Source organism: Herpetosiphon sp. (assembly GCF_003512625.1).
Classification (GTDB): domain Bacteria; phylum Chloroflexota; class Chloroflexia; order Chloroflexales; family Herpetosiphonaceae; genus Herpetosiphon; species Herpetosiphon aurantiacus.
Genome location: NZ_DOPT01000010.1, coordinates 23,198 through 36,706 on the forward strand (window position 1 = coordinate 23,198; position 13,509 = coordinate 36,706).

The 13,509-nt window shown below is 51.3% G+C and carries 10 protein-coding genes; 8 read left to right on the plus strand and 2 right to left on the minus strand.

The genetic code is table 11. The annotated features are described in order from the left end of the window. The first annotated feature begins 29 nt into the window (after positions 1-29). From DEF47_RS01810 to DEF47_RS01845, 8 genes are all read left to right on the plus strand, one after another. Entirely contained in the window at positions 30-1,322 is a 1,293-nt protein-coding gene (locus DEF47_RS01810) for an MFS transporter (RefSeq protein ID WP_012189574.1), read from the plus strand. Continuing rightward, a complete protein-coding gene (locus tag DEF47_RS01815) occupies positions 1,319-2,344 on the plus strand; it encodes a mandelate racemase/muconate lactonizing enzyme family protein (RefSeq protein WP_012189573.1) in 1,026 nt (341 codons plus the stop codon). Before DEF47_RS01810 ends, DEF47_RS01815 begins: the two co-directional genes overlap by 4 nt. Beyond that, positions 2,341-3,303, plus strand: a complete 963-nt coding sequence (locus DEF47_RS01820) for a D-2-hydroxyacid dehydrogenase family protein (protein WP_012189572.1) — start codon at positions 2,341-2,343, stop codon at positions 3,301-3,303. The genes DEF47_RS01815 and DEF47_RS01820 overlap by 4 nt, the downstream gene beginning before the upstream one ends. Before the next feature lie 48 nt (positions 3,304-3,351). Then, on the plus strand, positions 3,352-4,734 hold the full coding sequence (locus DEF47_RS01825; protein WP_012189571.1) for an LLM class flavin-dependent oxidoreductase: 1,383 nt from the start codon (positions 3,352-3,354) through the stop codon (positions 4,732-4,734). Next, a complete protein-coding gene (locus DEF47_RS01830; RefSeq protein ID WP_012189570.1) occupies positions 4,731-5,957 on the plus strand; it encodes an ATP-grasp domain-containing protein in 1,227 nt (408 codons plus the stop codon). The genes DEF47_RS01825 and DEF47_RS01830 overlap by 4 nt, the downstream gene beginning before the upstream one ends. After that, the gene (locus tag DEF47_RS01835; protein ID WP_012189569.1) at positions 5,954-8,647 is read left to right on the plus strand and encodes a YCF48-related protein; all 2,694 of its coding nucleotides are present in this window, start codon (positions 5,954-5,956) and stop codon (positions 8,645-8,647) included. The genes DEF47_RS01830 and DEF47_RS01835 overlap by 4 nt, the downstream gene beginning before the upstream one ends. An 82-nt stretch (positions 8,648-8,729) precedes the next feature. Further along, a complete protein-coding gene (locus tag DEF47_RS01840) occupies positions 8,730-9,353 on the plus strand; it encodes an RraA family protein (RefSeq protein ID WP_012189568.1) in 624 nt (207 codons plus the stop codon). Positions 9,354-9,391: 38 nt separating this feature from the next. After that, positions 9,392-10,615, plus strand: a complete 1,224-nt coding sequence (locus tag DEF47_RS01845; protein ID WP_012189567.1) for an ATP-grasp domain-containing protein — start codon at positions 9,392-9,394, stop codon at positions 10,613-10,615. A 561-nt stretch (positions 10,616-11,176) separates the two neighbouring features. Here DEF47_RS01845 and DEF47_RS01850 read toward each other — a convergent pair. Both DEF47_RS01850 and DEF47_RS01855 read right to left on the minus strand, forming a co-directional pair. Beyond that, positions 11,177-11,668 carry a DUF7919 family protein gene (locus tag DEF47_RS01850; RefSeq protein ID WP_012189566.1) on the minus strand — a complete coding sequence of 164 codons (492 nt, stop codon included), beginning with the start codon at positions 11,666-11,668 and terminating at the stop codon, positions 11,177-11,179. 480 nt (positions 11,669-12,148) lie between these two features. Next, the gene (locus tag DEF47_RS01855; RefSeq protein ID WP_012189565.1) at positions 12,149-13,348 is read right to left on the minus strand and encodes a hypothetical protein; all 1,200 of its coding nucleotides are present in this window, start codon (positions 13,346-13,348) and stop codon (positions 12,149-12,151) included. Between the last annotated feature and the right edge of the window lie 161 nt (positions 13,349-13,509).

The window sequence follows — 13,509 nt, forward strand, 5'->3', positions numbered from 1 at the left end:
AAAGCGTCTGGAACCCTATTGAGGAACGCATGCAACAGCTAAGCAAACGCTTGAATATTCCAATTGCAGGGTTATGGTTATTAGCAGCAACCTTTATCACAACCATTGGCAATGGAATGCAAACTTTTACGATCGGGCTTTTACTCTATGATCGAACTGGCTCTGCCGCAGCTTTTGGTGGAGTGATTATTCTCGAACAGGGCTTAACCTTCTTAATGCAGTTTATTGCAGGACCATGGGTTGACCGCGGTAGTCCCAAACGCACATGTATTCAGGTTGAAATTATTCGCGGTCTATTTGTCTGTTTTGCCAGCCTGATGCTTGGTGGCGATCAAGTGGTGCTCTGGATTATGTTGATGACGCTGGTGATTCGGGTGGCCCATCCATTTTATCGGGCGGCTACCTTTGCCCTCGCCCCAGCCGCCATTCCCCGCGATTCGCTTGGGCGCTACAACGGCTATACCAATATTAGCTTGCAAGCCGGTCAATTATTGGGCGTAATTGTTGCCAGCCCAGTGTTCTATTACCTTGGGCCTGCTGTTGCCTTTTTTATCAATGGTTTAACCTTTCTCTTTTCGGCACTTGCGGTTAGTTTTATCCAATTAACTGATCATGAAGTAGTTGCCGAAGCCAAAGCCCAGGTTCAGAATGCTTGGCAACAGATTATTGGCGGTTGGGGTGAGGTGATCGGCTTGCTGCGCCGCGAAGTCGGCTTTATTTGGCATTTGTTGCTCAATACGATTGATGCAGTCGCCGTGCACCTGTTTAATTTGATCGCCGTGCCACTGATTGCTGCCCGCTACAATGGCAGTGTCTATTGGCTCTCAGTAATCGAATGTGCTTATGCAATCGGAGCGATGATCTCTGGTGGCGTGGTGGAGCCACTTTCCAAACGCTGGGGATCGCGTACCTCAACTATGGTCGGGATTGGCGGGCAAGCCCTGTGTTTTATGCTGCTTGGGTTCTTCAGCAACCAATGGCTCACCATTCTGCTGTGCTTCGGCTTAGGCGCATTCAACACGATCTCGTGGACGGTTTTGATGACCACGCTGCAATTACGGATTCGCGGAGCGATCAAAGGGCGGATTGGAATCACGCGCAATTTGCTAACGTCACTAATCACGGCGATCAGCATTCCATTGATTGCCAGTGCTACCAATAGTTCGCTCAATTGGGCCTTGCTGCTCAGTGGGGCAATTTGTTTCGGCTTTGCTGTACTGGCGTTGGTGCTTGGCAGTCCGCGATTTTTGGGCTGGCGCTTACTTGGCGAAGAACCTGTCGCCGCAACCACCCCAGCTGCTTTAGCGGAAACAAGCTCATGAACTTAACCACAACAGTGCTCAGCCTGCAACTTGAGCAACCGTTTGTCAGCAATAAGGGCTCGACGACTACGGTGCACCAAGTTGTAATCAAATTAACTTGGCAGGAGTATGGTGGTTTTGGTACGGTACTTTGCCCCAAAGAAACCCAACTTAGTGTTGAGCAAATTCAACAGCTGATTCAGGCTTGTGAACCATTGCTTAGTACCGCCACACCATGGCAATTTGAACTGTATCAAGGTCAATTAGCCTCAGTCGTTCGCAATCAGGCTGCAATGATGGCTGGCATCGATATGGCATGGCATGATCTTTTGGGCAAGGTGGTTGCCCAACCCATCCACGCGCTTTGGGGCTTGGCAGGGTTGAGCATCCCACCAACGGCACTCTCGCTTGGCGCACAATCGGAGCAGGCCTTGGTCGCACAGGCTGCAAAATTGGCGGCATGGCCAATTCTTAAACTCAAACTCACAACCGATAGCAATCTCGATAGCCTGCGCCAACTACGCGAGGTCTATGCTGGGCGGATTTGGGTTGATGGCAATGGAGCATGGGATGTTGATCAAGCGATTGCTGCGGCGCAACAATGCCATACCTATGGGGTTGAACTGATCGAACAGCCAATTCCAGCGGGCAACCTCGACCAACTGCGCACAATTCGCCAACACTCACCAATTCCCATAGTTGCCGATGAAGATTGTCGTGGGCTTGCTGATGTGCTGCGCTTGCATACATGTGTTGATGTAATTAATCTCAAACTCTTCAAATGTGGAGGCTTACGCCAAGCTCGCACGATGATCGACGTGGCCAAGCAATTTGGCTTAAAAGTTATGTTGGGTTGTAAAACTGAAAGCAGCCTTGGAATTAGCGCCATCGCCCAACTTGCCGGGCTAGCAGATTACCTTGATCTTGATGGGCATCTTGATTTGGTCAATGACCCCTTTCAAGGCCTTGTGATCGAGCAAGGTACGCTGCGTTTACCGCAAACTCCAGGTTTAGGATTAACCATTCAAGGAGCAATCGAATGACAAAACTACGCTGTGCAATTCTTGACGATTATCAACACGCCGCCTTGGCGATGGCTGATTGGTCAGTGGTAGCCGAACAGGTTGAAGTAGAGATTTTTTCTAACTATTTCAGCGAACAAACCGCGTTAATTCAAGCAATCCACGATTGTGAGATTGTGGTAATTATGCGCGAACGAACACCATTTAAAGCTGATTTACTAGCCCAATTGCCAAACCTCAAGCTGTTGATCACTTCGGGTATGCGAAATGCCTCGATCGATGTGGCAGCAGCCCAAGCCCAAGGGGTGGTGGTTTGTGGCACGGCGAGCCGTTCCGAGCCACCAGCCGAATTAACCTGGGCACTGATTTTAGGCTTGGCTCGCCAGATTGTGCCTGAAAATCTGGCTTTACGCACCAATGGCCCATGGCAACAAAGCGTTGGCATGGATTTGGCGGGCCAGCGTTTGGGCTTATTAGGCTTAGGCAAAATTGGCAGCAACGTTGCCAAAGTCGCCCAAGCATTTGGTATGGACGTGTTGGCGTGGAGCCAAAACCTCACTGCTGAGCGCACTCAAGCGCTAGGTGTTCAGCTCGCTGTATCCAAAGAACAGCTGCTTGAACAGAGTGATATTGTTTCGATTCACTTAGTGTTAGGCGAACGGACGCACGGTTTAATCGGCGCTGCCGAACTCCAGCGCATGCGCCGTCATGCCTACCTGATCAACACATCTCGCGCAGCGATTGTCGATCAAGCTGCCTTGATTCAGGCTTTGGAACAGGGATGGATTGGTGGCGCAGGCTTAGATGTGTTTGAGATTGAGCCGCTGCCAGCCCAACACCCATTTCGTAGCTTGCCAAATGTCTTAGCCACACCGCACTTGGGCTATGTATCCCAACGCAACTACAAAGCCTATTTTGGCGAGGCGATTGAAGATATTCAGGCTTTTTTAGCAGGCGCACCAATTCGCCAATTAAGTTAAAGCGGCTAAAGAGTTTTAGATTGTGTGCATAATGGAGTTGATTAACCAATGAAACCGCAACGACAGATGAAACTTGGGGCTTTTCTGCCAGCACCTGGCCACCATGTTGCCGCGTGGCGACACCCGAACACTCCAGCTAATGCTGGGCTTGAAATTCAACACTATACCCAGGTGGCTCAAACCGCTGAACGTGGCAAATTTGATATGCTTTTCCTCTCGGATGGAGTTGGCATCCGCACCCATTATAAAGATGAAGATGAATTAAGCCGTTGGGGTCGGATTGTTCAGTTTGAGCCACTGACCTTACTTTCGGCCTTAGCCATGGTTACCCAAAAGATTGGTTTGACGGCAACTGCTTCAACCACCTATAACGAGCCATTTCATATTGCCCGCAAATTTGCTTCGCTCGATTTTCTGAGCAATGGGCGAGCTGGGTGGAATGTTGTGACCTCGGTGACCGATGTTGAGGCCCAAAATTTCAACCTTCAACACCAACCTGATCATGCCACCCGTTATCGGCGGGCACGCGAATTTATGGATGTGGTAACAGGATTGTGGGATAGTTGGGAGGATGATGCCTTTATCTTCGACAAAGCCACAGGCCGCTATTTCGAACCACAAAAACTACATATGTTGCACCATCGTGGCGAATTTTTTCAGGTACGCGGGCCGCTGAACCTTGCTCGTTCGCCCCAAGGCTACCCAGTTATTGTGCAGGCTGGCTCATCAGAAGACGGTCAAGATTTTGCGGCTCAATGGGCCGAAGTGATTTTTACCGCCCATCAAACGCTTGAGCAAGCCCAAACATTTTATCGTGGCATCAAAGGCCAAATGATTAAGCATGGACGCTCGCCTGAACAAGCCAAGGTTATGCCTGGAGTGTTTGCAGTGGTTGGGCAAACCAGAGCCGAGGCCGAAGCCAAATATGCAATCTTACAAGAACTGGTTGATCCGGTGGTTGGTTTAGGGCTATTGACCGGATTGTTGGGTGATGTTGATATTTCAGGCTATCCCTTGGATGGGCCATTGCCAGAATTACCGGAAACCCAAGGCAGCACCAGCCGCCAAAAACTCGTCTACGAGCAAGCCCAACGCCAAGGCCTCACGATTCGCCAATTGTATCTCTCGGTTGCAGGCGGGCGAGGCCATCGCTTTATTCTTGGAACCCCCAGCGAGATCGCCAATCAACTTGAGGATTGGTTTGTGAACGAGGCTGCTGATGGCTTTAACATCATGCCGCCAAGCTTACCTGATGGCTTAAACGACTTTGTTGATTTGGTGATTCCTGAATTACAACGCCGTGGATTGTTTCGAACTGACTACGAAGGCACAACCTTACGTGACCATCTAGGGCTTGATCGCCCGCTCAATCGCCCGAACAAGAGTACTGCCGAACGTGCCACGCTGGCGATTGCCCGAGGTGCTGAATGAAGATCTTAGTGCTCAATCGTCAAAAGCCTCACTTAGCTCCGTTTGGCGATTGGCTTGGCGATTTAGTGCCACAGGCCCGCTTATTTACGGCTGCCAACCGTGTGCAGGGCTTTCAAGGGTTTGCGGCGATTCAGCCATTTGAGAACTATGAAGACAGTGGCCTGATTGAATTTGAGGCTTTACGGCTGCATCGTCAATCGCCAATCGAGCGAATTGTTGCAACTTCAGAGGTCGATATTCTGCGTGCAGGCCGCTTACGTAGCTATCTTGGGTTGCCAGGCCAACAAGCCGATAGTGCCTTGGCCTTTCGCAATAAAGTTGTGATGAAGCAACACCTGGTTAATCGCACTCAGCTGGTCAATATCCCAATCTTTCAGGCGATCAACGAGCCGTTCGATATCATTCAATTTATCGAACAGCATGGCTACCCAGTAATCGTCAAACCAGATGATGGCAGTGGCTCGCTGGGGGCAAAAATGCTGGCAAACGAGGATGATCTGGCCCAGTTTTTACAACAGCCGCTGCCCCGTGGTTTAGAAATTGAGTGCTTTATCCAAGGCGATCAATATCATGTCGATGGATTATTGGTCGATAACGAGGTCTGTTTCTGCTGGCCATCGCAATATCTTGGCAATGGTTTATCCTTTACCCAAGGCTGGTTTACTGCGAGCCAGATGCTTCGGCCCGAACATCACTTGACCCAGCGCTTAATCGCAGCGGCCAAAGAAGTGTTGGCTTTGCTGCCAACTCCACCCGTCACCAGCTTTCACCTTGAGTTGTTTCATACTCCTGGCGATGAGCTGTTCTTTTGCGAAATTGCCAGCCGCACTGGTGGCGGTATGATCAACGGAACAATTGAGCAGGCATTTGGGATTAATCTAAATCAACTCTTTATCCAAGGCCAAGCTGGCATGCCGATTGATACGAGCCGATTAAGGGCGATCACCCAACCCAAGAAGATTGTCGGTTGGGGGTTGGTTCCACCGCAAGCTGGGGTTTTTCGCGGCTATCGCCAAGCAAAACCACCCCAACCATGGGTCCTCCACTTCGATTGGAGCATTCAGGCAGGTACGCACTCACAACCAGCGCAAATGAGTGTTGATCAAGTCGGCGGGTTTATTGTTGATCTGACTGATGCTCCTAACCCCGAAGAACGCTTGATTGAGGTTTGGCGCTGGGCCGAGCACCAAGCACTGTGGGAGCCAGCAGGAGTAAATGCATGACCGATCAACAATACGTGCAGGATGCTGTTGGTTGGCAACTTACGCCACGCAGTATGAATCTTCAAGGTGTTTGTTTGATCGACCCACAGGTTGGTTGGGCGGTCGGCGATGGTGGGTTAATTGTTTCGACCAACAATGGCGGTACGTCTTGGCAACAGCATGAGGTGACCGAAAAAGATTTACGCGCTGTTACCTTTATTAATCGGCTGCATGGCTGGGCGGTTGGTCGCGATGGGATTATCATCGCGACCAACGATGCTGGTGTTTCATGGCAGCAGCAAGCCAGCGGTTCTGAGCATAATCTCTATGGTGTCGCCTTTGCACCTAACGCAAGCCACGGCTGGGCGGTTGGCGACGATGGGATTATCTTGACAACCCAGAATGGCGGTGAGACATGGCAAACTCAATCAAGTGGCCTGCATCAGCAATTAGCTCGCTGTAGCACTGCCGATGGTGTCCATGGTTGGGCCGTTGGGCATGGTGGGGTTATTCTCGTAACCAACGATGCTGGGCAGACATGGCAGCAGCAAACAAGCCCAACCAGCAACGATTTACGCAGCGTATTTGCAGTTAATCAGCAGGTCGCTTGGATCGTTGGGCGTGCAGGAACAGTGTTGATAACCAACGATGCTGGCCAAACATGGAATCCTGTCCATACTCCAAGCAACAAGGATTTCTATGGGATTGTGGCTGATGCAAGCGAATGCGCAGCTTGGATTAGTGGCGATGATGGCAGTTTCTATCGCACCCACGATGCTGGGCAGACGTGGCAAGCTCAACAGAGCAAAACCAGCAAAGATCTTGTAGCCCTTGCCAGTAGTCGCGATCTCCTGCATGGCTGGGCGGTTGGTGATGACGGAATTATTATTTCAACGAACGATCATGGCAATCACTGGCAAATTCAATTAAATGGTGCTGATCAGCAGCTCATGGCGCTGACCTTTGATCAACATGGTCAAACCGGCTGGGCGGTTGGCCACGCTGGTACGATTATCCATACAACTGATTATGGCCGCAGTTGGCGAACCCAAACCAGTGGCGTAGCCCAGCCACTTTGGGCCGTCTGTAGTAATCCGACAGGGACGATTGGCTGGGCGGTTGGTTCGCACGGCACAATTCTCGCAACCACCGATGCGGGAAAAAGTTGGCAGCAGCAACGTTCGCCATCCTCAGTTAATTACTACGGAATGTGGTTTATCAATCAGCAGGTTGGTTGGATTGTCGGTGCAGCAGGTACGGTATTATCGACGCATAATGCAGGACGGGATTGGCGACAAAAATTATTAGGATTTGGTGTTGCAGACTATTATGCGATATCATTTTCTGCCGATGGACAAGCTGGCTGGATTGTCGGCGCACATGGCACAATTCTCGCGACCAATAATGCTGGCCAAACATGGCACCAACAGCCGAGTGCTTGCGATGCAGCCTTGCTCGCGATCCAGATTGTTAATCAGCAAGAGGTTTGGATTTGCGGCAGTAATGGAACGCTGCTCCAAACAATCGATGCCGGAAACAGCTGGCAGCAGCATGCTTGCGATCCGCAACAGACCTTTACTGATCTTGTCCTGATTGATCAACAAATCTACCTCATTACCCAATCTGGCCAATGTTGGTCAAAATTGACGACAGACCAGCATTGGCAAACCCAAACCCAGCTTAGTCGCCAAGCGCTGCGCTGGATCACTCACAATTCGCACGCCGCAATCACGTGGATTGTGGGTGATGGCGGTACAGTTCTAACCAGTCCTGATCGTGGCACCACGTGGACTGCGCAAGTCAGTGCTACCGGAAAAAACCTGTATGGGATTGATTTCGTGCCCGATGGTCAAATTGGTTGGATCGTTGGTGATGGTGGCTCGCTGTTCAGCAAACAGGCTAGCGCAACCAGCCTGCGTGTCCATAGTAGCCCAATAATTAAAAACCTCTATGCAATTCATAGTCTTGGTGATGGAACAAAGGCATGGGCAGTTGGGCGTGAGGGCAGCATTATCCATACGTCGGATGCTGGACATAGCTGGATTGTTCAACCAAATCCCTGTAGCTCTGATCTTTTAGCTGTCTATTTTGCTGATGCGCAGCGTGGCTGGGCCGTTGGTGATCATGGCACCATTCTCGCAACCACCGATGGCGGAGCTTCGTGGCAACAAGCACCATTCGCTACTGACCAAATTTTATGGGGGCTAGATTTTGCTGATGCACAGCATGGCTGGGCCGTTGGTGATCATGGCACCATTCTCGCAACCACCGATGGCGGAGCTTCGTGGCAAATCCAAGCCAGTGGCTGTGACAAAAACTTCGCAGCCATTCATTGCCAGCCGACATCGACCCACAGCTGGATTGCGGGTGATCGCGGGACGATTTTGCATAGCCGCGATGCAGGCGGTTCATGGCAACTCCAGCCAACTCCAACCCAAAAACACCTAGCGGCTGTGCATTTTTTGCCTGATGGTCAAACAGGCTGGGCCGTCGGTCGTAGCGACACAATTCTTATGACTCGTGATGCTGGCAACACGTGGCACCAGCAAAGCACCACCACAGGCATGAGCCTCTGGGGAGTTCATGGATTATCGTCCAGTCATTATTGGGTAATAGGCGATGAAGGAACGATTTGTGCGACCAACGATGCTGGCTTAAGCTGGCAGCTTCAATCGCGTGGGTTTGGAAAACACTATCCCCAACCAAGCTAGCTTGACGCAGCTTCATGCCACATACTATACTCAAGGGTTGAGGATCGAATAGACCAACAATGGATGTGTTTGTGGAGGAATTATGATCGATTATCAAGCATTTGAAGCCCTTTCGCCAACCACTTTAGCCGACGCACTCAGCCGTAGCCAAGTGATGGATATGGGGATTCATCCGTTATGGCAAGGGATGCCGCGTGTAGCAGGCCCAGCCTTTACTGTTCAATGCACGCCTGGCGATAACCTTATGCTGCATGCCGCGATCTATCGGGCTGAGCCAGGCTCAATCATTGTGGTTGATGGTGCTGATACTAATTTTGCCGTTGCTGGTGGCAATGTTTGTGCGGTTGCCCAACGACGTGGCATCAAAGCCTTCATTATTGATGGCGTAATTCGCGATCTGGCTGAAGCTCGCGCCAACCAATTTCCGGTGTTTGCTCGCGGCGTAATTCCAATTCCTGGTGGCAAAGAGGTTATCAATCCGCTTAATCAACCGCTGGTTTGTGGTGGAGTTCAGGTTGGCCCAGGCGATATTATCGTCGCTGACGAAGAGGGGATTGTGGTTGTACCTCGTGATCGCGCTGAGAGTGTGTTAGCAAAAGCTCAAGCTCGCGCCGCCAAAGATGCAGCCGAAACCCTTGATGCATGGGAACAAGCCCATCGCGCCAAAATCGAGGATATTTTGCGCACCAAGGGTTTCGTTGATTAAGCGGGTATGCCGCCTAGTAGTAGGAAGGAGGGTAGCGCATGAGCCGCCATTTTCTCTTAATCGGCACAGCTCGCGAGGTTCATCCCAAAATCAAGCAACTTGGTCATCGCCTGAGTCTCTTGTGCCCGGTCAAAAATATTAAAACACTCAAGAACCATGGCGATTATGATCGCATCGTTGGCATGGCAGCGAACGCAACCATCGATCAATGGATCGAGCAGGCACGCTTAATCCATTGCCATGCTCCGATTGATGTGCTTGGTGGCTTCAATGAAGTGACCCAGCATATTGCTGCCGATGTTGCCGCAGCATTGAAACTGCCCTATCATAGCTCCGCGACAATTCACTATACGCGCCAGAAAGATGCAATGCGTCAAGTCTTACGCGAGGCGAACCTTGATCCAACCATAGCGCAATCGGTCGAAACAGCCGACGACATTAAGGTATTTGGCGAACGCTATGGCTATCCATTGGTCTTAAAGCCGCGTGATGGTCGAGCAAGCATGGGCGTTTCGATTATTCGTTCTGCTGCTGAGATTGCCACTGCCCAAGCATGGTTTGAAGCCGGTGCAGCAGGCCATGCAATGTTGGTCGAAGAATATTTAAGTGGCGAAGAATATAGTGTTGAAGCCTTTTCGGAATATGGCCAACATCATATAATCTGCGTCACCCAAAAATTCAAAGACCCCCAAACCAGTGTTGAGACTGGCCATTGCTTGCCAGCACCACTGCCTCAAGCAACAGTTGCAGAGATTACAAGCTTTGTCGAACAGGTTTTAACGGCGCTTGATCTACAGAATGGCCCATCGCATACCGAAATTATTCTGACTGCTCGCGGACCACGGATTGTCGAAACTCACGCCCGGCTTGCCGGCGATAGCATTGTTGAATTGATTGAACTAGCCAGCGGAATTGATGTCGATCAACTCTGGATTAAACAGGTCGCTGGCGAAACAGTCTTTGAGCAACTTCCACGCAGCTTTCAACGCTGGGCAGCAATTGCCTATGCCAGCCCGCATGCCATTGGCAGACTGGAACGGGTAGATGGTCAAGAACAAGCAACGCATTGTCCCGGCGTGGTTAAAGCCGACGTACTCCAAGAGCTTGGCAGTTTCTTTCAAGGTGCAAGCGATTCATTTGCTCGAGGCGCATTTGCGATCGCCACTGGCGATACTGCAACTTTAGCAACTATGCAAGCTCGTCAAGCGGCTCAGTGTTTTCGATTTCTGGTTAACTGTGCCGATCCTAGTACACACAGCTGAAACAGGGTTATCCAACGCCCTGATCAATCTTTTAAGCGATGACAGGGCAGCCAGCGCATAATTTGACCGGCGATCGACCACTCAGCAGATCAACCAACGGCATTGCTCTGTCCAACTATCCCATTCCCAAAGTGAGATTGAGCAACGGCAATCTCACTTTGGGCTAGCCTTGTGGGGTTGTAAACCTCAAGCTTCTCAGCTGGTAGGCGTTCATGCAGGCCAATGGTTCCTGTATCAGCGATAATCGCCATCCAGCCTTGTCCGCACCATCGTTCCGCAATCCTATTGGTCTGTGGTCGCCGTCGGCTGATGGGTACATGCAGAAAGCCCTGCGTGCGGGTAAACGCCCGAAACGCATGTGCCATGAAGTGGACACCTGACTAATCAAATCGTTGCTATACCCCTAAAAACTCGCGGGCAGTGGTCTCCGCAGCTGACGGCTCCCGCTCCAAGTACGTCGGTTTCGCCAGCGCAATCGTTCAGCTGATCGGCATCCCCGTGTACTCCGATTCGCCAGCGCCTTGAATGCCCCACCTTTTTCCTACCCTCATCATTCAGCCACTATTGGACTTTTCTCGGAGTCTCTCGAACCCATTTGGCGAACGTCGTCGGACCATTGCTGCTGATTGCTTGGAGATAGTCCTCCGATCCCATGGGCGGACACGCCAGCACGGCTGCGCAGAAGGCGGGCGGCGGCTGATAGCCATGGACGGCAATGAAGTGCACGATGAGTGACGGTGCCACATAGAGCAGGCCATGACCGGGGACAAAGAGATTTTCGCTGCCCATCGGAACGGTCATCCCATCAGCATGCAATGCATCAGGCTGCCCATCTGGCAGACAGCGATCACATGCGTGCCAACCGAGAAACGCAAGCGGTTCCCACGGGTTTTCACAGAGCGAGACGAGTTTGGTCTGTACTGCACTGGCAATGCTGCCTTTCGGATAGGGGTGGCCGCGCTCCAGCCAGCCGACCGCGAGGAGTTTATCGCCATGCGGCTGGTCAAGGTCGAAATAGGTACAAGGGGTGAGATCGTCATACCACGTCATCATCCATCTCCGTTTCTAAATTGAATCCTCCAGCGGCCTTTTTGCCTTGTTTGTGTACGGGCCGTGTTTAGGCATACCGTCGCAGTTGCTGCTCAACGCGACAGCGTATCGCGTGCGGAGCGATGGCGTGAGCACTACGATAACGCTCATAATGGTACTGCGCATGGTACAATCAAACAATTCCGCAGGCATTTGACTGACGGTGTATGTGTTCATGTCGCAGGTAAGGGAGATCGATGGGCAAAAAACAACCACGACCACGTGGTCGTATGATCAACGATTGATTATTCAGCGAATCGATTGTAGTCTGATTAATTCCACTATCAAGCAAGATGCAGATCTGCTCCTGCAAGTGCGAACTCAGGTGCTCAATGGTGATTGGGAGGCGACCGTTCGTGGGTGGTATGCGGGTTTCCGAACCCCGTGAAAGTCGCGGATGGTTCATCCCAGCGGAGGGATGAACCATCCGCTGCCAGTGGTGGGCTAATTATACTGCCACACCTGATGGCTATCTTGGCTATTGACAAAGCCATCAATCATCAAGAAGAAGCGGCTATCGTTTTTGACGACATCGAAGCCATCAGCCTGATTGGGTAGTTCTTTGATCGGGCTGGCGAGGCTCAGAGTGCTCCCGTTGAAGGTATAGGTGAAAAAGCGCATGGTTTGCCAATCATCGTCGTCGGTTTCGCTGCCGGTTTGGCCAATGACCACAACCTCATTCCCTTGATCAACAAGCTGGATTCTACCCGAAAATCGGATGGGCAGCGTTGCTTCGTCTTTGTAATCCAAGATATTGGGCAACGGTGCACCGCTCTCAGACGCAGCGACCGTCCAGCGTGCAACTTCAGCCGTTGCCAAGGGAGAGTCGGTATTGGTTGCTGCCGTGTAGATTCGATTCCCCGATAGGGTAATATCCATAAAATCAACCACCCCACGGGCACTTTGGGCCAATTTCAGCAGATTGCCATGAACATCAACCTGCCACAGCGTGACGATCATATGGCCGTTCGCATCTTGGGCAGCCATGGCGAAGTTGCGCGAACTCTTAATATAATCGGCACTCATCGCGAGTCGGCCCGTTTGGCCAGCCGAGATCTTGGTTGATTGATGGGTAAAGTTCTGACCATCAGTGCTAAGTGTCCATACATCAAAACGGGCACGCCCATCGCTCAGGTATGCCGCCGATACGATTGAGGGATTGGGCGTTGGGCCAACCCGAATCACATGCACCCCATTGGTGCTGACTGGAATCGTCGCAACGCCCGCCGTATCCCCAAGCCGCTCCAGCCGATTGGCACCCGTGGCATTGGTTTTGAAGGCAATCAATTTGATGTGACCGCTGGTTATCGCGGCAACGACGACGATATTATCGCGATATTCGGTCACATCAACATCGTGAATGGGGCCTTCGGTCAACACGAAGTTGGTGCTAATAATCCCGTTGGCATCGGTATAGATTCCATTGATCCGCAGGGCGTTATTGTTACTGGTTTGTTTGGTGGCCGCCACATAGACGCGCCCACCATTGAAGGTTCCTCCATTCGCGGTTGAGACGTTATCCACCGCAGTCACATTTTGGCTATCTAACAGGTCAAAATCAGCGGTCGCCGCAGCGGGTAGGATAGTGATGCTCAGTAAGGTGAGCAGGCTGAGCATTCTAAGACTGAACCGTCTGGTACTCATGGATACCTCCAAAATTACTTAAGAACATAGGTTAGCTATTGTGGTAATACGTGGGTAACGGATATCGATCAATCCTCGTGACGGTGCAATTCCATTGCACTGCCAAAACCATGCCTTGCTCGTAATGCTCAAGGCAGTACATCCATGACGACACTACTATT

What these genes read in the sequence shown, in the direction of transcription:
- DEF47_RS01810 (WP_012189574.1), top strand. Translation starts at nt 30, where the DNA reads ATGCAACAGCTAAGCAAACGCTTGAATATTCCAATTGCAGGGTTATGG.
- DEF47_RS01815 (WP_012189573.1), top strand. Translation starts at nt 1,319, where the DNA reads ATGAACTTAACCACAACAGTGCTCAGCCTGCAACTTGAGCAACCGTTT.
- DEF47_RS01820 (WP_012189572.1), top strand. Translation starts at nt 2,341, where the DNA reads ATGACAAAACTACGCTGTGCAATTCTTGACGATTATCAACACGCCGCC.
- DEF47_RS01825 (WP_012189571.1), top strand. Translation starts at nt 3,352, where the DNA reads ATGAAACCGCAACGACAGATGAAACTTGGGGCTTTTCTGCCAGCACCT.
- DEF47_RS01830 (WP_012189570.1), top strand. Translation starts at nt 4,731, where the DNA reads ATGAAGATCTTAGTGCTCAATCGTCAAAAGCCTCACTTAGCTCCGTTT.
- DEF47_RS01835 (WP_012189569.1), top strand. Translation starts at nt 5,954, where the DNA reads ATGACCGATCAACAATACGTGCAGGATGCTGTTGGTTGGCAACTTACG.
- DEF47_RS01840 (WP_012189568.1), top strand. Translation starts at nt 8,730, where the DNA reads ATGATCGATTATCAAGCATTTGAAGCCCTTTCGCCAACCACTTTAGCC.
- DEF47_RS01845 (WP_012189567.1), top strand. Translation starts at nt 9,392, where the DNA reads ATGAGCCGCCATTTTCTCTTAATCGGCACAGCTCGCGAGGTTCATCCC.
- DEF47_RS01850 (WP_012189566.1), bottom strand. Translation starts at nt 11,668, where the DNA reads ATGATGACGTGGTATGACGATCTCACCCCTTGTACCTATTTCGACCTT.
- DEF47_RS01855 (WP_012189565.1), bottom strand. Translation starts at nt 13,348, where the DNA reads ATGAGTACCAGACGGTTCAGTCTTAGAATGCTCAGCCTGCTCACCTTA.